At 68.0% G+C, this 19,228-nt stretch carries 11 protein-coding genes; 7 read left to right on the top strand and 4 right to left on the bottom strand.

What is annotated here, in order from left to right; genetic code table 11:
• Nucleotides 1-2: 2 nt before the first annotated feature.
• From HH212_RS12335 to HH212_RS12320, 4 genes are all read right to left on the bottom strand, one after another.
• Nucleotides 3-1,355, bottom strand: coding sequence for an HlyD family type I secretion periplasmic adaptor subunit (locus tag HH212_RS12335; protein ID WP_170202742.1), 1,353 nt, complete (start codon nucleotides 1,353-1,355; stop codon nucleotides 3-5).
• Entirely contained in the window at nucleotides 1,355-3,175 is a 1,821-nt protein-coding gene (locus HH212_RS12330; protein WP_370663924.1) for a type I secretion system permease/ATPase, read from the bottom strand. Before HH212_RS12330 ends, HH212_RS12335 begins: the two co-directional genes overlap by 1 nt.
• A 252-nt stretch (nucleotides 3,176-3,427) precedes the next feature.
• On the bottom strand, nucleotides 3,428-5,398 hold the full coding sequence (locus HH212_RS12325) for a DUF4214 domain-containing protein (RefSeq protein ID WP_170202741.1): 1,971 nt from the start codon (nucleotides 5,396-5,398) through the stop codon (nucleotides 3,428-3,430).
• Nucleotides 5,399-5,886: 488 nt separating this feature from the next.
• Complete coding sequence (locus HH212_RS12320; protein WP_170202740.1) at nucleotides 5,887-7,281, bottom strand: FecR family protein; 1,395 nt, start codon at nucleotides 7,279-7,281, stop codon at nucleotides 5,887-5,889.
• Nucleotides 7,282-7,511: 230 nt separating this feature from the next.
• Between HH212_RS12320 and HH212_RS12315 the strand changes: the two genes are divergently transcribed.
• The 7 genes from HH212_RS12315 (at nucleotide 7,512) to HH212_RS12285 (ending at nucleotide 19,146) form a co-directional block, all read left to right on the top strand.
• Entirely contained in the window at nucleotides 7,512-9,455 is a 1,944-nt protein-coding gene (locus HH212_RS12315; RefSeq protein ID WP_229217691.1) for a CHASE2 domain-containing protein, read from the top strand.
• Nucleotides 9,452-10,723 (top strand): tetratricopeptide repeat protein, encoded by a 1,272-nt coding sequence (locus HH212_RS12310; RefSeq protein ID WP_170202739.1) that lies wholly within the window; start codon nucleotides 9,452-9,454, stop codon nucleotides 10,721-10,723. The genes HH212_RS12315 and HH212_RS12310 overlap by 4 nt, the downstream gene beginning before the upstream one ends.
• Nucleotides 10,724-10,764: 41 nt before the next feature.
• Entirely contained in the window at nucleotides 10,765-11,520 is a 756-nt protein-coding gene (locus HH212_RS12305) for a Crp/Fnr family transcriptional regulator (protein ID WP_229217690.1), read from the top strand.
• A 129-nt stretch (nucleotides 11,521-11,649) separates the two neighbouring features.
• Nucleotides 11,650-12,456 carry an ABC transporter permease gene (locus HH212_RS12300; protein ID WP_170202738.1) on the top strand — a complete coding sequence of 269 codons (807 nt, stop codon included), beginning with the start codon at nucleotides 11,650-11,652 and terminating at the stop codon, nucleotides 12,454-12,456.
• Nucleotides 12,456-13,679, top strand: a complete 1,224-nt coding sequence (locus HH212_RS12295) for an ABC transporter ATP-binding protein (protein WP_170202737.1) — start codon at nucleotides 12,456-12,458, stop codon at nucleotides 13,677-13,679. Before HH212_RS12300 ends, HH212_RS12295 begins: the two co-directional genes overlap by 1 nt.
• Complete coding sequence (locus HH212_RS12290) at nucleotides 13,676-14,986, top strand: FkbM family methyltransferase (protein WP_170202736.1); 1,311 nt, start codon at nucleotides 13,676-13,678, stop codon at nucleotides 14,984-14,986. Before HH212_RS12295 ends, HH212_RS12290 begins: the two co-directional genes overlap by 4 nt.
• Nucleotides 14,983-19,146 (top strand): glycosyltransferase, encoded by a 4,164-nt coding sequence (locus tag HH212_RS12285; RefSeq protein ID WP_170202735.1) that lies wholly within the window; start codon nucleotides 14,983-14,985, stop codon nucleotides 19,144-19,146. The genes HH212_RS12290 and HH212_RS12285 overlap by 4 nt, the downstream gene beginning before the upstream one ends.
• Nucleotides 19,147-19,228 lie beyond the last annotated feature (82 nt).

Below are 19,228 nucleotides of genomic sequence, written 5' to 3'. Positions count from 1 at the left end.
GTTCACTCCTCGCTCAGCGACGAACGGGCGCGGTCGAGCACCGGCTTGAGCAGGTAATTCATCATGGTGCGCTCGCCGGTCTTGACGAACAGCTCCACCGGCATGCCGGAGCGGATGTCCATCTTGTGGGAGGCGACCATCTTCTGGCCTTCCGGCGTCACCTTCACGCGTACTTTATAGAAGGAGGCGCCGGTGCGCTCGTCGACCGTGCGGTCGGCCGCGACCTGCTCCACCACGCCCGGAATGTGCGGGGTGCGGTTGGCGTTGAACGCCGAGAAGATCAGCTCGGTCTTCAGGCCCGGATGCACGCGGTCGATCAGGTTCACCGGCAGCTGGCCCTCGACCACCAGCGGGTCGTCGCTCGGCACGATGTCCATCATCTTGAAGCCGGCTGGCACCACGCCGCCCGGGGTAAACACCGCCAGGCCGACCACGGTGCCGTCGGCCGGCGACTTCACCTCGACGTTGGACAGTTCGAAGTTCTGCGCCTGCAGGCGTGCCTGCTGGGCCTCGGCCTCGCGCTGCACGTCGGTCAGCTGGGTGCGCACTTCCTTCTGGTAGTCCTGCACGCGCTGCGACTTGCGCAGGGTCAGCTCGGTCACCTGGCGCTGGGCGCGGCCGATGTTGCCGATGTCTTCCGAAATCGAGCCGCTCAGCTGGGCGAAGGTACGCTCCAGGTCGAGCAGGCGGTTGCGCGCGATGTAGCCTTCCTTGGCCAGGTCGCGCATGCCGGACAACTGCTCCTTGAGGATGTTGACCTGTTCCTTCTTGCTGTCACGCGACTCCTGCAAGCCCTTGATCTGGACCTTCAGGCCGGCGATGCTTTCGTCCACGCCGCCCAGTTCGTTCTGCAGCGACGCCTGGCGCGACGCCAGCAGCCCCGTCTGCAGGCTCATCATCTCGGCCGCGCGCGGCTCGTTGCGGCGCTGTTCCAGCTCGGCCGGGAACTTGATGCTCCTGGCGCCGTCGCGTTCGGCCATCAGGCGCGCTTCGGTGGCGCGCGCGCTCAGGTACTGGCTGTCGGTCATCTCGACCGCGGACCTGGCGACGATCGGGTTCATGCGCACCAGCACCTGGCCGGCCTTGACCACGTCGCCGTCGCGCACCAGGATCTGCTGGATGGTGCCGCCGGACTGGTGCTGCACTGCCTGGCGGTTCGATTCCTTGGCCACGGTGCCGCCCATCGGCACGCCCTTGTCGAGCGGCGCCAGCAACGCCCACAGCAGGAAACCGCCGACGCCCAGCAGCACGATCAGCCATCCCATGCGCGCATAGCTGCGCGCATCGGTATTCACTTCGAGCGGCGCGACATCGTGCGAGACGACGTCCTGCGCCTTGGTGGTTATCAGTTTCATCAGTTCGTTTCTCCGGTAGTGGCGCCAGCGGCCGCGGCTGCCGCGCGCTGGGCGGCCGCCTGGGCTTGCGCCTGGGCCTGCTGGGCCGCAGCCTGCTGCGCGGCCTGCGCTTCCAGCGCTTTCTTGTTGGCTTCCTGCAGCGCCGCCAGCACCTGGTTGCTCGGGCCAAACATATGGACCGCGCCCTCGCGCATCAGCAGCAGGCGGGTGGTGACCTGCACCACGTTCGGGCGGTGCGTGATCATGACGATGGTCTTGCCGCGCTGGCGCAGTTCCATTACCGCATTCAACAAGGCCTGTTCGCCGATGTCGTCCAGGTTCGAGTTGGGTTCGTCCAGCACCAGCAACGCCGGGTCGCCGTACATGGCGCGCGCCAGGCCGATGCGCTGCTTCTGACCGCCCGACAGGCCGGCGCCGCCGTCGCCCAGCGCGGTGTCGTAGCCTTGCGGGAATTGCAGGATCATCTCGTGCACGCCGGCGCGCTTGGCCGCCTGCACCACCTTGTCGGCGTCGACCTCGCCGAAGCGGGCGATGTTCTCGCTGATGGTGCCGGCGAACAGTTCGATGTCCTGTGGCAGGTAACCCACGTGCGGGCCCAGCTCGGCCTTGCTCCACTGGTAGATGTCGGCGCCGTCCAGGCGCACCTTGCCGATCATCGCCGGCCACACGCCCACCAGCAGGCGCGCCAGGGTCGACTTGCCGGAACCGCTCGGGCCGAGCACGCCCAGCACTTCACCCGGCGCGATCGCGAACGACACGCCCTTGACCACCGGCGTCTTGACGCCCGGCGGCGCGGCGGTCACGCCGTCCAGCGCGATGCCGCCCTGCGGCGCCGGCAGCGCCATGCCGGCTTCGCGCACCGGATTCGCTTCCAGCAGCGCGGTGAGGCGGTCGTACGAGCTGCGCACGCCGCTGACGCTCTTCCACACCGAGATCACCTGCTGCACCGGTTGCAGGGTGCGGCCCAGCAGGATGGAGGCGGCGATCATCATGCCCGGGGTGATCTTGTTGTCCAGCACCAGCAGCGCGCCCAGGCCCAGCACCAGCGATTGCATCGACACCTGCACGAACTTGGTCACGGCGCCGATCAGGCCGGCCTTCTGGCTGGCGTCCGCCTGCAGACTGAGGAATTTGCCGTGCAACTTGAACCAGCGTGCCATCAGGCTGGGCAGCATGCCCATCGATTCGATGACTTCGGCGTTGCGCAGGTTGTTGGTGGCCAGGGTGTTGGCCTGGATCGACATCGAGTTCGCTTCCGCCAGCGGTTCCTTGGTGACGCGTTCGTTGACCACTGCCAGGATGATCAGGATGACCGTGCCGGCCAGCGCGAACAAGCCCAGCACCGGCTCGAACGCAAAGATCACGATCAGGTAGATCGGGAACCAGGGCGCGTCGAAAAACGCGAACAGCGCACTGCCGGTGAGGAACTGGCGGATGTTGGTGAGGTCGGCCAGCGCCTGGCCGGCATTGCCGCCTGCCTGCTTCAGGTTGTGCTCGAAGGCGGCGGTGTAGACGCGCTTGTTCATCTTCATGTCGAACTGGGCGCCGACGCGCACCAGCACGAACGAGCGGATCAGTTCGAGGCCGCCCATGAACAGGTAGGCGCCGACGATGAGCAGGGTCAGCATCAGCAGCGTGATCTCGTTGCGGCTGCCCAGCACACGGTCGTACACCTGCAGCATGTACAGCGACGGCGCCAGCATCAGCAGGTTGACGATCGCGCTGAAGGCGCCGACCGTGAAGAACGTGCTCTTGAACGACCTCAGCACCAGCTCGATTTCGCTCTTCTTTTCCAGCAGTTTTTTCATATGTGGGGACATGGAACCTGGCAGGCCCGTGCGTAATGATTCAAAGAAATTTATGAGACCAATTATCTATCAGATCGATCCAAAAATGTGATGTGGGTCACATTTTTTCAAACAACGAGTGGTGCCGTGGTCACATTGACGGGTTGACCAGAGCTATGGCGCTATTGGTCATTCAAACGTTTACCCAAAAGAAAAACCCCGCTGCCTTGCGGCAGCGGGGTTTGATGGAACGAGCCGGTTACCCGGCCCGTGATCCAACCTGGATTACGACACGGTAATGATGCCGTTGGTCAGGTGCACTTTGGTTGCGTCGACACCGGTCAGGGTGATGGTGACGACTTCCGGCGTAGCAGTGTTCGAACCGAACACCGACTTTTCCAGCTTGATGGTGGTGTCCGAACCCGACTGGGCAACGAAAGCTTCAAGGATGGCGTTGTTGCCGGTGGTCAGCTTGCCGGTGTTCAGGGTGTACTGCGAACCGACGTACAGCGAGTCGGTGCCCAGCAGGTTGAAGTTCAGGATGGTTGCGTCGACCTTGCCGGCAACGTAGATGTCCGAACCCGCAGTCGCAACGGTAGTGCCGGTAGCCAGGGTGACCGGCAGCAGCATGTCGTGCGAGGTGAATGCATCCTGCGCAGCCTTCACCTGGCCGTTCAGCGAAGCCAGTTGCGCGGCGGTCGCATTGGCGGAATCCAGGGTAGCGGTTGCCTTGGTCAGCGCGGCGATCGCATCGTTGTCGGCCTTGACGGTGGCGGTAGCCGAGGTCTGGGCAGCGACCAGCGGGTTGGCGTCGTCGTCGGCGATCATCTTGTTGACGAGCGTGTTGAACTTGTCGTATGCAGCAGCGGCAGCGGTAGCGGCAGCTTTTTGTGCATCGGTAGCGCCCGATTGAGCGGCGATGTCGGCGGTCGACTTGCGCACTGCGTCCAGCTGGGTCAGTTCGGTGGTGATCTGTGCCTGGGTCGGGGTTGCACCGGTGTCCAGCTTGACCACGGTCATCGCGGCAGCGATGTCCTTCAGGTCGGCCTGGGCGGCAGCGGTCAGGTCCAGACGGTCGACGGCGGTCTGCGCAGCGACTTGTGCCTTCTGTGCGTTGGCCAGGGTCGCGTCGGCGGCTTCCATCGAGGTGCTCGAGGTCAGCAGCGCGGTGATGCCCGGGTATTTGGCTTCGGTGACGCCCGATGCCAGTTGCAGGGCCTTGGTGTCGGCGTTGATGGTGATCAGGCCGGCGACGGTGCCGTCAGCTGCCACGGTTACGGCAACGCCGTTCTGGGTGTTGTAGGCGGCCAGCTTGGCAGCCAGGTCGACCATCGCTGCCTTGTCGGCGGTGGTGGCGTTGGTGACGGCAGTGTTCGACGCGTCCAGGGTAGCCATGGCAGCCGACAGGCCCGCCACTTTGGCGATGTTGGTGTTGGCGTCGGTCAGGGCTTTCTGGTCGGCGGTCAACTTGGTGCTGTTGGCGGCTTGCTGGTCTGCCAGCAGGGCAGCGCGCACGCCGACCGTCGAGCCGGTGTAGTCGCCGGCGACCAGGGCGTCGACGCCGGTGATGGCGGTGGTGACGGCAGCGGCGATCGAAATATCGGTAGCCGAGGTGGTGGCATCGGTGTCGCCATCGGCGGTGACCAGGAATGCGGTCTTGGCTGCGTTGGCGGTATCCAGAACGGTCAGGCCCGAGGTCAGCGAGAACGGCGAGCCGGCGGCCACGGCGCGGGCGACGGTTGCGTTCAGGTTGGCGGTGGTGACGGCGGTCGCCAGCGATGCATCGGTGGTGACGCTCGAGATGAAGATCTTCGAGACGGCGTTGGCGGCGTCGCCGCTGTAGCCGGTGATTTCAGCCGTGGTATCGATGGCGCTGGTGAAGGCGATGGCGGCCTTGACCTTGTTGTTGTAGGCGGTCAGGTCGGAGGTCTGCGCGCCGCCGGCGATGGCGGTCACGACCTGGTCGACGGTCAGCTTCTTGGTGTCCAGCAGGTTGGCCCAGTAGGCTTTGCCTTCGGCTTCGGCGGCACGGCCGAACAGGTTCTGGTAGACCTTGTTGACGATGTCTGCGTTCGACATGTTGGCGTAGGCAGCCTTGTATTCGGCCGAAGCGGCGAACGTGGCGGAAACAGCGGTGGTGCTGCCCTTCTGCGCCTCGACCACGGTTTCCCAGTAAGCCAGACCAGACGGATCTGCCGGGCGGTTGAAGTACGCCACGTACAGTTTCTGGATATTTTCGTAGTAGGTCGTTGCCATTTTTAACACTCCGATTAGATCGATCGATTAGTCTAGATTGTGCAGCCTCAAAATTTTGTGTAGCTGTCCAACGCCGCGAATCATGCCAGATCAAATGCCGTATTCAATGTGATGGCGGTCACAAAAATCGCAAAGTTATACGGATTTGAGAAATTTTTTTTTACACAGGGCATGTTCGTAATTCTCTTGAAACGGAACTGTTTTCCCAATGAAAACCGTCGATACATACGTCAGTGATAGCGCATGGGAGACAAACGCATGTAACAATTTGAAAGAATATGAACAATTTATTAAAAAGCGATTTTTGACGTTCGAATTATTTTGCCTTTTTAACCATTTTGTGATTTTTGAATAGAATTCCATGCCTCGCCTCCCGATGACACGATGCTGTCATCCTGGGCCAGTGCGGCTGCCGCGCAAAAACAAAAGCCCTCTCGACGAGGGCCTTGGAATGCACATCATTCAGGATGATGCCGGCTTCTGGCGCGTTAGCGCTTTTGCCAATATGTTGCGCCATTGACACGGCGCATGTCGTCGATGCGGCCGTTGAAGATGTAGGCCGCGCTACCGCCCTTGTCGTTGCTGAGCAGCCCCTGCAGGTTCAGGTAGCCTTTGGGGGAACTCTGTTCGCCGGCATTCAGGCGGCCATCCGTGTCGACCGTACCGCTGGCCTGGAACGGAAAGCTTTCGCCCTTGCTCAGGATATCGAAGCTGGTGGTGAAGCCGCGGCTGCCAAAATCGACATTCAGCCTGCCATTGGCAACCGTGGCGGGCGCCACCGTGAACGATCCGTAGCCGTAGTCGGTATACACCACTGCCTCGGCTTCGCGCAGCGTGAAGCCGACGGCGCCGTTGTTGGGCGCCACGAAGTCGCGTCCGGGCGTGCGCAACAAGGCGTAATCGCCGTCCAGTGCGATCAATTCGTTCTTCGACATCTCGGTGGGCAGGTGGAACTTCGGATAATAGGCATCGACCTGCTGCCAGCGCCCCCAGACGATGCCGCTGTCCGGCTGCACCGGCTGGTCGGGCTGCACCGGCGCGACCGCCACCGGCACCGGTACCGGCGCCGGCGTCGTGGGCGCCGGCAGCACCGGCTGCAGCGGCTGCGCCGCCGGCGCCTGCTCGGCGATGCTGTTCAGCGCCGCCACCTTTTTCGCTTCCAGGTTCGGCGTGACGGCATTCGTCGAACTGCCGCCGGCAGCGGCGTCGGTCTTGGCCACCGGCTCATCGGTGCGCGGCGGCGACACCAGGTCCGGCGCTAGTGCGCTGCCGCTGAGCAACTGGGGCGCGGCCTGGCCGCGCGTCACCTGCAGCAACTGGCCACGCTGGGCCGCCGACAATTCGCGGCTGGCAGCACCGTCGCACGGGCCGCTGCCGGCCGGACTGCAGGCGCCAGCGAAGCCGCTGACGACCACCCCGCCGGTCAGTACTGCGACGCGCGAGGTATGCTCGTCGGTGAACACGGTGAAATCGGTGCCGCGCACGCCGATCGCGGCAACCGGCGTATTGAACCGGAAATTCTGGCGCGCCTGCTTGACCGCATCGCCCGATTTGCTGCGCGCCACGCCGCCGAGCAGTTCGAACTTGACGCGCGTGTTGGCCGGATCGGCATTGTCCACGTGGTAGGCATCGATGCGTGCGCGGCTGCCCGGGCGCAGGATGAACAGGCCGTTGTCGACCGTCTTGATGTACAGGTAGCCGTCGTTGCCGGTGGCCAGCAGCTGGCCTTCCTGGACACGGGCGCCCTCCACCGCCGGCTGGTCGCCGATACTGGCTTTGCCGGAAGTAAAGATGATACGGCCGGCGTCGGCCGCGTACGCGCCCTGGGCGGCGCAGGCCCACGCACAGGCAATGACGATGGTGGCAATCTGGTGGCGCAACATGGTATCGGGTTTCCTCCCTGTCCCGAGATTACAGGGCGGCAGCGGCAGGTTACAGTGATGATCGTCACAATTATAAATGGAACGCTGGCGTCCGCCTGTTGGTTTTTCCCTTCCATTACAAAGGATAGTGCGCGCTAGCAACATGCGCGCGCTATAATGTCTTGTTGGTTTCAACGGTTTCGAAACTTTTTATCCGCGTGGCAGCACATCCCCCATCACTCGCCGCCGTCGTGCCCCATCCCCTGCAGACGCCCAGGAAGACCGCTGCGGCCATGCGCTGGCTGATCGCGGCGGCAGCGGTGGCGCTTGGCGCCTGGATGCAGTGGGGCCAGCCGACGCATCTGTCGTTCGTCGCCAACGAATGGCTGCGCGACGCCTTCCTGCGCGTGCGCGTGAGCGACGCCCCCGAGCCGCGCGTGCTGGTGGTCGACATCGACGAGGCCAGCCTGGCCAGGCGCGGCCCCTGGCCCTGGCCGCGCGAGCGCCTGGCCGACCTGGTCGAGATCCTGCTCAGCCGCTACGAGGCGCGCGGGGTCGCCCTCGACATCCTGCTGCCCGAGGCCAGCGCCACCATGGCCGGCGCCGCGCCACGCACCCAGGCCGCATCCACCGCCGGCGATCTTCGCCTGGCCCTGCTGGCGCGCCACGGTCCGGTGGTGCCGGCCCAGGCCTTCGATTTCGACCTGGCCCGGTTGCGTCCGGAGCCGATCCGCGACGGCCACCTGGGCGGCGCCGTGGATACCTATACCGGCGGCATCGAAGCCACCGGCTACATTGCCAATTACCCCGCGCTGGCGCAGGCGCCGCACGTCGGCGCCATCGGCTTCATTCCCGACCCGGACGGCACGCTGCGGCGCGTGCCGCTGATCACCCGCTACGGCGGTCATGCCTATCCGGCGCTGGCGCTGGCGCTGGTCAATTGCTGCGCCGGCCAGGGAACGCTCGCGCTGGCGGACACCGGCCTGGTGCGGGTCGGCTTCGAACGCGACTGGCGCGCCTACACGGTGGCCAGCGCTGCCGACATTCTCGACCAGTCGATCGACCCGGCCAGCGCGCGCGGCCGCCTGGTGCTGGTGGGCTCGTCCTCGCTCGGCATGGGCGACCGCGTGGCGACGCCGCTGGCGGCCAGCCGTCCCGGCCTGGGAGTGCAGGCGGCAATGTTGTCGACCCTGCTCGACCGCCAGGCCGGACGGGCGCCGGCGCCGTGGCCGGGCCGCGCACTGGCGCTCGGCTGGATCGCGCTGACGGCCTTGCTGGTGCCGCTGGCCTTCTCGCGCTTGTCGGCCATGGCCAGCGTCGGCCTGCTCGGCGCCAGTTCGCTGGCCTGGCTCGGCCTGACGTTCCTGGCCACCCCGCACGACCCGCACTTCCACACCGGCGCGCCGCTGGCCGCCAACCTGTTCCTGCTGGCGGTGGCGGTGCCCTACCAGTGGCAATTGAGCCAGCGGCGTTCGCGCCACCTGCTGCTGACGCTGCGCCAGTACGTGGCGCCGGCGGTGGTGGCGGAACTGCTGCGCAGCGACCTCGAGGATCCCCTGCAGCCGCGTCAGCTGGACGTGACGACCCTGATCGCCGACATGGAGGGCTATACCGCGCAGGTCGAGGCCTTGCCGGTCGAGGAAGCCGCGCAGCTCACCCGCGGCTTCCTCGACTGCCTCACCGGACCGGTGATCGAGCGCCAGGGCACGCTGGACAAGTACACCGGCGACGGCCTGGTGGCGTTCTGGGGCGCGCCGCTGCCGCTGGAACGGCACGCCGACCTGGCGCTGGACGCCGCGCTTGCGATCTTGCAGCGGGTACGGGAATTCAGCGCCGCGCGCGAGCGCCGCGGCCATGCGCCGCTGCGGGTACGCATCGGGATCGAAAGCGGCGCCGCCATGGCGGGCGATTTCGGCACCAGCTTCCGCAGTATCTATACTGCCGTCGGCGACAGCGTGAACACGGCGTCGCGCCTGGAGCAGGCGGCGCGCGACTACCCGCACGACGTCGTCATCGGGCCCGGTACGGTGGCGCGCGCGCGGCGCCATGGTTTTCTGGCGCTGGGCGAACGGCGCCTGCGCGGCAAGGAACGACCAACCCGGATTTTCACTTTTCAGGACAGCATGGAGCGATCGGACAGCAATATGCGTGGCGGCCTGCCTTCGAGCGCCGCCCTGACGGAGCCGGAGGCATGAGCTTGCGCGCGCATCGCCTGGCGGCGGCCGCGCTGCTGGCACTGGCCGGGGCCTGTGCGCATGCGCACGGCGCGGACGGCGCCGATGCCGGCGCCGAGGAAACCCGCGCGGCCGACTCGCCGCAGCAAACGCTGTACCGGGAAGCGCTGGAAGCGTTGGCCGAAGGCCGCCGTACCGATGCGTCGCAGGCGTTGCGGCGCCTGGTGGCGGAACAGCCGCTGCATGCCGGCGCATGGCTGGACCTCGCGCTGACCCAGTGCGCGCTGGGCAACGGCGACGAGGCCGAACGCCTGTTCGCCACCTTCGAGACGCGCTTCCAGCCTTCGCAGGACATCCTGGTGCTGATCGCGGAAACCCGCGAAGCCGGCTGCAAGCCATGGGAACCGGTCAGGTCGACGGTGGTGACGGCAGGCCGCGGCATCGACCGCAACGTCAACCAGGGTGCCAGCGTGACGTCGCTGGTGGTGGACCGCGGCCAGCAGCCGGTCGAATTGACGCTGCTGCCGGATTTCCTGCCCCAGCGCGACGATTACAGCGTGGTCGGCGTGGACTACCTGCGCGAACTCACGCCGAACGGCAGCGTCGGCTATGTCCAGTACCAGGCGCGCCGCAACGACCACATCCACCGCTACGACAGTGCAGCGCTGTTCGCCGGCGTGGAATCGCCGTGGCGCATCGGCCGCTGGACGGTGCGCGCCGGCGCCACCCTCGGCGCGGTCACCCTGGGCGGACAGTTGTACCAGCGCCAGGGGCAGTTGCAGGCGCGCGCGACCCCCGCCCTGCCGTTGCCCGCCGGCACCCAGCTGACCGTGAGCGGCAGCGCCACCTGGAACCGGTATGTGACCCTCACCAATTTCGATTCGTTGACGCTGGAAGGCCGCGCCCTGCTGTCGTGGCGCAGCGGTCCGCTGGTGGCCAACGCCGCTTTTGCCCTGTTGGACGACCGGGCGCGCACCCAGCGCCCGGGCGGCAACCGCCACGGCGGCATCGCCAGCCTGTTGCTGCGGCGCAGCCTGCCGGCCAGCCTGACCGGCGAACTGGGTTACACGCGCCAGACCTGGGGCAGCGCGGCGCCGTATGCGCCGGAACTGATCGACGCCGTGCGCGCCCAGCGCACCGAGGTGCTGCGCACGGCCCTGTCGTACCAGTTCGCCAAGCACCAAACGCTACAACTGGAAGCGCGGGCGGTGAGAAACAGGGAAAACATCGGCATCTTTCAGTACAATGACCGGATTTTGCAGTTGAGCTGGCAATGGCAGCTGCCGTGAGCGCGGCCGAACGGCGCCAGGCGCGTTGAAAGGATCCATCGATGATGTCCCTGAGCAAGACTTCGCCCCCGCCTTCCGCCAGACAGCCGGCCGACCACGCGCTGCCTGAAGAAAGCCACATCCAGATCAACCTGCGCAAGATCCCCTTGCTGTCCGGCCTCAGCGACGAGGAGATGCGGCGCGTCGGCAGCGACGTGCGCATCCGCCATTACAACAAGCGCGACGTGGTGCTGCACAAGGGCGGCAGCGGCGACGGCCTGCTGTTCCTGCTGTCCGGCCAGCTGCAGGTGGTGGACGTGACCGAGGATGGCCGCTCGATCGGCCTGCGCATCCTGGCGCCGGGCGATTTCTTCGGCGAGATCGCCGTCATCAACAATTCGACCCGCTCGGCCTCGGTGGTGGCGACCAGCGACGTGCTGGTGGCCTTCCTGCCGGCCGCCACCGCCCTGCACCTGTTCTCGCATTCGCCCAGCGTGGCCAACCAGATGCTGCGCCACCTGGCCCAGAAGATCCAGCGCGATTCCGAATTCCGCGCCATTCTCAGCATCAACAACACCACGCGCCGCATCTATACCTACCTGGCGCTGATGCAGCGCACCGGCGCCGGCGACGGCGGCGCCCAGGCGGTGGTGGAAAACCTGCCGACCCACCAGGACATCGCCAACATGATCAATACCAGCCGCGAGACGGTCACGCGGGCGCTGCTCAACCTGGTGCAGCAGGGGATCGCGCAGAAGGAGGCGAACCGGCTGGTGATCCTCGATCCGGACGGGTTGCAGAGGCTGATCCAGGGATAAGCGAACGCAGGGGACGCATGGCGCGCCGATACCGTAGAGTATAATCCCGCCCTCGCATTTCGCTTCCGCTACCGCCACGCCCCATATGAACCAGCACCCGATGCACCCGCCCTCCACCGGGGCCGCGCCATGATCCCGGCAGCGATGCTGCGCGGCCTGTGGACCTACCGCGGCTTCGTGCTGGGCAGCGTCAAGCGCGAATTCCAGGCGAAATACAGCAACGCCATGCTGGGCGCGGTCTGGTCGCTGCTGTCGCCGCTGGCGATGATCGTGGTGTACACCGTGATCTTCGCCGAGGTCATGCACAGCCGCCTGCCGGGCGCCGCGCCCGACGCCCGCTTCGCCTACAGCATCTACCTGTGCGCCGGCGTGCTCAACTGGGGACTGTTCGCCGAGATCGTCGCGCGCGCCCAGGGCATGTTCATCGAGCAGGCCAACCTGATCAAGAAGATCAGCTTCCCGCGCATCTGCCTGCCGCTGATCGTGGTGCTGAACGCGCTGCTCAACTTCGGCATCATCTTCGGCCTGTTCACCGTGTTCCTGGTGGCGTCCGGCAGCTTTCCCGGCGCGGTGTTCCTGGCCATCGTGCCGCTGCTGGCGCTGCAGGTGCTGCTGGCCACCGGCATCGGCATGATCGCCGGCGTGCTGAACGTGTTCTTCCGCGACGTCGGCCAGTTCGTCACCATCGCCATGCAGTTCTGGTTCTGGCTGACGCCGATCGTCTATCCGGCGTCGATCCTGCCGCCGGCAGTGCGGCCGGTGATCGCCTGGAACCCGATGGCGCGCATCGTCGGCGCCTGGCAGGACGTGCTGGTCAAGGGCGCGGCCCCCGACTGGGCGGCGCTGGCGCCGGTGCTGCTGCTGGCCGTGCTGCTGTGCGCCTTCGGCCTGCGCCTGTTCCGCCGCCGCGCCGGCGAGATGGTGGACGAACTCTGATGGGCGCGATCGTCGTTTCCAACCTGGGCAAGGCCTACCGCCAGTACCCGACGCGCTGGTCGCGCCTGGCCGAATGGGTGTTGCCGGGGAACCGGCCGCGCCACAAGCTGAAGTGGGTGCTGCGCGAGATCAGCTTCACGGTGGCGCCGGGCGAAGCCGTCGGCCTGATCGGCATCAACGGCGCCGGCAAGAGCACGCTGCTCAAGCTGATCACCGGCACCACCCAGCCGACCACCGGCAGCGTGTTCATGGAAGGCCGCGTGGCCGCGCTGCTGGAACTGGGCATGGGCTTCCATCCCGACTTCACGGGACGCCAGAACGCCGTCATGGCCGGCCAGCTGCTCGGCATGACGGTCGAGGAGATCCACGCGCTGATGCCGGACATCGAAGCCTTCGCCGAGATCGGCGACTACATGGACCAGCCGGTGCGCGTGTATTCGAGCGGCATGCAGATGCGGGTGGCGTTCGCGGTGGCCACCGCGCGCCGGCCCGACATCCTGATCGTCGACGAGGCGCTGTCGGTGGGCGACGCCTACTTCCAGCACAAGAGCTTCGAGCGTATCCGCGCCTTCCGCCGCCAGGGCACCACGTTGCTGCTGGTCTCGCACGACAAGCAGGCGATCCAGTCGGTATGCGACCGCGCCATGCTACTCGACGGCGGCCGGCTCGCCATGGAAGGCCCGCCCGAGCAGATCATGGATTACTACAATGCCCTGATCGCCGAGCGCGAGAACGCCACCGTGCGCCTGAACACGACCGGCGAAGGCAAGGTGCAGACCGTGTCCGGCACCGGCGAAGCCACCGTGGCCGACATCGCCCTGCTCGACGAGCACGGCGAGCGCGTGGAAGTGGTCGACGTCGGCGCCCCGGTCACGCTGCGGGTGACGGTGCGCGCCAGCGCGCCGATCCCGCGCATGGTGCTGGGCTACATGATCAAGAACCGCCTGGGCCAGCCGATGTACGGCACCAACACCCACCTGAAGGCGCTGCCGCTGGACGACGTGGCGGCCGGCGAGGAAGTGGTCTATCGCTTCGCCTTTCCGATGAACCTGGGCGCCGGCAGCTACTCGGTGGCCACCGCCATCGTCAGCACCGACACCCACCTCGTCAACAACTACGAGTGGCGCGACCTGGCGCTGGTATTCACCGTGGTGAACATGCGCCGGCCGCATTTCGAGGGCTCGGCCTGGCTCGATCCGACCGTCGACATCCAACGACCATGACCTTCCTTTCCTACTCCCAGAACAACGAGGACGTGCTGCTGTGGCGCGCCCTCGGCCACGTGAAACCCGAGGACGGCTTCTACATCGACGTCGGCGCCAGCGACCCGGTCGAGCATTCGGTCACCAAGGCGTTCTACGACGCCGGCTGGCGCGGCATCAACATCGAGCCGCTGCCGGCCCACATCGCCGCTTTCGACGAGCAGCGCCCGCGCGACGTCAACCTGGCCGTCGCCGCCGGCAGCAGCGAGGGCAGCCTGACCCTGTACGACGTGCCCGCGGTGCGCGGCTGGGCCTCGCCCGAAGCCGCGGTGGCCGAGCTGCACCGCGCCGAAGGCCATGCGGTCGCCGAACTGGCGGTGCCAGTGCGGACCCTGGCGGCGATCTGCGGGGAACACGTGCGCGGCGCCATCCACTTCCTGAAGATCGACGTCGAAGGCTTCGAAGGCGAGGTGCTGCGCGGCATGGACTTCGAACGCTGGCGCCCGTGGGTGCTGGTGATCGAAGCGACCGTGCCGAACAGCCGCGAGACCAACCACGAGGCATGGGAAGAGCTGGTCACCGGCCAGCGCTACCGCTACGCCTGGTTCGACGGCCTGAACCGCTACTACGTGGCGCAGGAGCGCCCCGAACTGCTGCAGCACTTCGGCATCCAGCCGAACGTGTTCGACGACTTCATCTCGTATCACCTGGACCGCGCCTGGAGTGCCAACCGCGACGCCACGCGCTCGCTGCGCGAGTACGAGCAGCAGGCCGCCGCCATGCGCGGCGAACTGCACGACCTGGCCCGCCACGCCGAGGCCAAGGAACTGGAGAAGCAGGACATGCTCGCCCGGTTCGACCTGGAAAAGCAGGACATGCTCGCCCGGCTCGACCAGCTGGGCCAGGATCTGGCGGCCGCGCATGCCAGCGGCAGGGAAACCGCCGAATGGGCCGGCGACCTCGAACGGCGCCTGGTGGCGGTCCTGAACAGCAGCTCCTGGCGCATCACCGCGCCGCTGCGCTTCGTCATGCGCCGCGGCCCGGACAGCATGGCCGGCATCGCGCGCCGCAAGGCCAAGGGCGCCGCCCGCCGCAGCCTGCGCTGGCTCACCTCGCGCGAAACGCTGCGGCGCACGGTGCTGCCGCTGGCGATGCGCTCGCCCCGGCTGCAGGCCTGGATGGCGCGCACGCTGGCCGCCGCCAAGCAGGCCACCGCCGACGGTCCGGCGCCCGCCGTGGCCGTGCCGTACGCCCTGCGCGAATTGCCGCAATCCGCGCGCGAAGCGCTGGACCAGCTGCGCCAAGCCTACGCATCGCAAAAAAAATGACCCTACGCCTGATCATCGATTTCCGCACGCCGCACACGGCGCCGCCGCACGACACCGCCGCCCTGCTCGGACTGGCCAGGACCCTGCTGGGCGAACCCGGCGGCCATGAAGTGCATGTGGCCGTCAGCGGATGCCATCCGCACGACGCCGACCCGCTGCGGCAGGCGCTGGACGGCCTGCTGCCGCCCGCGCGCTTCCACGTGTACGCCCAGCCGGCCCCCGCCGACGCCTGGCGCCGCCATGCCGCCGCCGCGCTGCGCGACGCCTTCCTGGCCGCGCTGGTACCCGGCGCCATCCTCGGCATAGGGCGTGCCGGCGCGGCCGCGCCAGGCGGGCCGGCGCTGCCGCGGGTAGCTTCGCTGGATGCCGCCGCCCTGCCGGCCGGCGCCGGCGCCGCCGCGCTGTGGCACGCGATCGAGACCCAGCGCGCCGCCGCGCCGTCTCCGTCCGCCGCGCCCCCGGTCCGGGCAACCGGCAAGCCGACGCTGGCCCTGGTGTCGCCGCTGCCGCCGGAGCGCTCCGGCATCGCCGACTACAGCGCCGAGCTGCTGCTCGAGCTGGAACGCCATTACGCGGTCGAGCTGGTGCTGACGCCCGGCGCCGCGCCGGACGCGTCGCTGCAGCGCTTCGTCCAGCGCGACGCCGGGCACTTCCTGCGCCACGGCGCTTCCTACGACCGGGTGCTGTACCACTTCGGCAATTCGAACGTGCACAAGCACATGTTCGCCCTGCTGCGCCGGCATCCCGGCACGGTGGTGCTGCACGATTTCTTCCTCAGCGGCGTGCTCGACAACATGGAACGCGACGGCGACGCGCCCGAGGCCTTTCTGCAGGCGCTGTACGCCTCGCACGGCTACACCGGCCTGCGCGACCACCGCGAGCACGGCCGCAATCCCACGATCTGGCAGTACCCCTGCAACAAGGAAGTGCTGGATCGGGCCGCCGGCGTCATCGTCCACAGCGACTTTTCGCGCCGCATGGCGGAGCAATGGTACGGGCCCGGCAGCGCCGACGGCTGGCGCACCATCGCGCTGCTGCGCGGCCAGGTGGCGCCCGGCGCCGACGCCGCCGCGGCGCGCCGCGGCGCGCGCGAACGCCTCGGCATCGGCGCCGACGACTATATCGTCAGCAGCTTCGGCATGCTCGGCGCGACCAAGCTGAACCAGCGGCTGCTGGACGCCTTTTTCGCTTCGCCGCTGGCGGCGGATCCGCGCTGCCGCCTGGTGTTCGTCGGCGCCAACGATCCCGGCCCGTACGGCATCGAGCTGCAGCGCCGCATCGCCGCCGCCGGCGCCGCCGCGCGCGTGCACATCACCGGCTTCGTCGACGCCGCCGCGTACCAGGACTGGCTGGCCGCCAGCGACTGCGCGGTGCAGCTGCGCGCCCAGACCCGCGGCGAAACCTCGGCTTCGGTGCTCGACTGCCTGATGCACGGCCTGCCGGCCATCGTCAACGCGCACGGCGCCGCCGCCGACCTGCCGCCGGATACGCTGTACATGCTGCCCGACCTGTTCGACGACGCGCTGCTGGCCGGCGCCCTGGCGGCGCTGCACGCCGACCCGGCGCGGCGCGCCGCGCTGGCGCAGGCGGGACGCGCGCACGTGGCGCGCCACCATGGGCCGGCCGCGGTCGGCGCCCGGTACGCCGAAGCGATCGAAGCGTTCGCCGCATCCAGCGCGCCGGCGCTGCGGCGGCAGTTGGTCGCGGTGCTCGCCGCGCCCGGCGCGCCGCGCCCGCCCGACGAAGCGGCGCTGGTCGAGGCCGCGCTCATGATGGCCGCCAACACCTTGCCGGGCGCGCCGCGCCAGCTGCTGGTCGACATCTCGGCACTGGTCCAGGCGGACCACAAGACCGGCATCCAGCGCGTGGTGCGCAGCATCGTGCTGGCCCTGATCAAGGAGCCGCCGCCCGGCTACCGGATCGAGCCGGTGTACAGCGAAGGCCTCAACCGCAGCTACCGCTATGCGCGCCGTTTCACCTGCGCCATGCTGGACGTGGCGCCGCTGGCGCTCGAGGATGCGCCGATCGAGGCGCGCGCCGGCGACCTGTTCCTGGGCCTGGACCTGGCCTCCAACCTGACCACCCAGAACCAGCCGCAACTGCTCGCCATGCGCAGCAGGGGCGTGCGGATCTGGTTCACGGTGTACGACCTGCTGCCGCTGCTGCGGCCCGAGTGCTTCCCGTTCGGCACCCAGAAGTACTACGGCGACTACATCGACGCCATCGCGCTGGTGGCCGACGGCATCGTGACCATTTCGCGCGCGGTGGCGGACGAACTGTCCGCATGGCTGGCGCAGCGCCCGAACCGCCGCCTGGCGCCGCTCAAGCTGGCCCACTTCCACCTGGGCGCCGACATCGACGCCAGCGCGCCGAGCGCAGGCATGCCCGCCGGCGCCGCGCAGGCGCTGGCGGCGCTGCAGGCGGCGCCGACGCTGCTGATGGTCGGCACGCTGGAGCCGCGCAAGGGCCAGGCGCAGGCGCTGGCCGCCTGCGAACTGTTGTGGGACAGGGGCGTGGCGCTCAACCTCGTCATCGTCGGCAAGAACGGCTGGATGGTCGACGTGCTGGCCGAGCGCCTGCAGTCGCACCCCCGGCGTGACAAGCAGCTGTTCTGGTTCGACGGCGTGTCCGACGAGATGCTGCTGCAGCTGTACGGCCACAGCTCGGCGCTGCTGGCGCCGTCGCAAGGCGAAGGTTTCGGCCTGCCGCTGATCGAGGCGGCCCAGAAGGGCCTGCCGATCATCGCGCGCGACCTGCCGGTATTTCGCGAAGTGGCCGGCGAACACGCCTTTTATTTCGAGGGCACCCGGCCGGAAGACCTGGCCGCGGCCATCGAACGCTGGCTGGCGCTGCACGCGGCCGGTCGGGCGCCGGCCTCCGGCGGCATGCCGTGGCTGACCTGGCGCCAGAGCGCCCTGCAGCTGATCGACGCCGTGGTGCGCGAGCGCCACCACGCCAGCGTGTCCGCCGGCCAGGTCGCGTGCCAGTTGCTGGTGGATGTCTCGGCGATGATGCGCGAAGACCTCAAGACCGGCATCCAGCGCGTGGTGCGGGCCCAGCTGCTGGAACTGCTGGCCCTGCAGAACAGGCAGCTGCAGGTGCTGCCGGTCTACCTCAGCGACGAGGGCGGGCGCTGGCACTACCGCTACGCGCGCCGCTACCTGCACGAGCTGGGCGGCACGGACAGCTACGGCGTGCACGACGACGAGGTCGAGGTCGCCAGGGGCGACGTGTTCTACTGCCCCGACCTGTTCCCGGGCGCGGTCAACGAGGCCGCGCAGGTCGGTGTGTACGCGCGCTGGCGCGAGGCGGGCGTGCGCATCTGCTTCATGGTGCACGACATCCTGCCGGTACTGCGCCCGGCCTTCTTCCCGCCGCGCGTCGAGAAGGTGTTCGGCGACTGGCTGCGCACCATCGGCCGCGAAGCCGACTGCCTGGTCTGCATCAGCGCCGCCGTGGCGGACGAAACCCGCGACTGGCTCGGCGCCGTCCAGGCCCGCGACGCGCTGCCGGCGTTTGCCGTGCTGCACCACGGCGCCGACATCGACGCTTCCCGCCCGAGCACCGGCCTGCCGCCGGACGCCGCCGCCACGCTGGCCGGCATCGCCGCCGCCCCGACCTTCGCCATGGTCGGCACCATCGAGCCGCGCAAGGGCCATATGCAGGCGCTGGATGCCTTCGAGCAGTTATGGGAGCAAGGCCTCGACGCCCGCCTGGCGATCGTCGGCGCCGAAGGCTGGAAGGGCTTGCCCGACAACCAGCGCCGCACCATTCCCGCGCTGATGGCGCGCCTGGGGCAGCACCCGGAGCTGAACCGGCGCCTGTACGTGGTGCACGGCGCCAGCGACGAATTCCTGGACCGCATCTACGCGGCCAGCGCCTGCCTGCTGGTGCCCAGCGAAGGCGAAGGGTTCGGCCTGCCGCTGATCGAGGCCGCGCGCCACGGCGTGCCGCTGCTGGTGCGCGATTTGCCGGTGTTCCGCGAAGTCGCCGGCGACCATGCCAGCTACTTCAGCGGCGACGCCGCCGCAGACCTGGCGGCGGCCGCCCGGGACTGGCTGGGCCTGCAGGCTGCCGGCCGGGCGCCGGCATCCACCGGCATCGCCTCGCGCACGTGGGCCGACAACGCCGCCGAGCTGATGTCGATCCTGTTCCCGTAGGCGCGCGCCCGCGCGAGAGTGTGTTCCCGAACGGTGCACCCTCTCGCCTGCCGCTACAATCGTTGCATTCGAGATCGACGGC

Source organism: Massilia forsythiae (assembly GCF_012849555.1).
GTDB classification, from domain to species: Bacteria; Pseudomonadota; Gammaproteobacteria; order Burkholderiales; family Burkholderiaceae_D; genus Telluria; species Telluria forsythiae.
The sequence above is the reverse complement of the archived record's forward strand: the minus strand, read 5'-3'. Positions and strand labels throughout refer to the sequence as shown.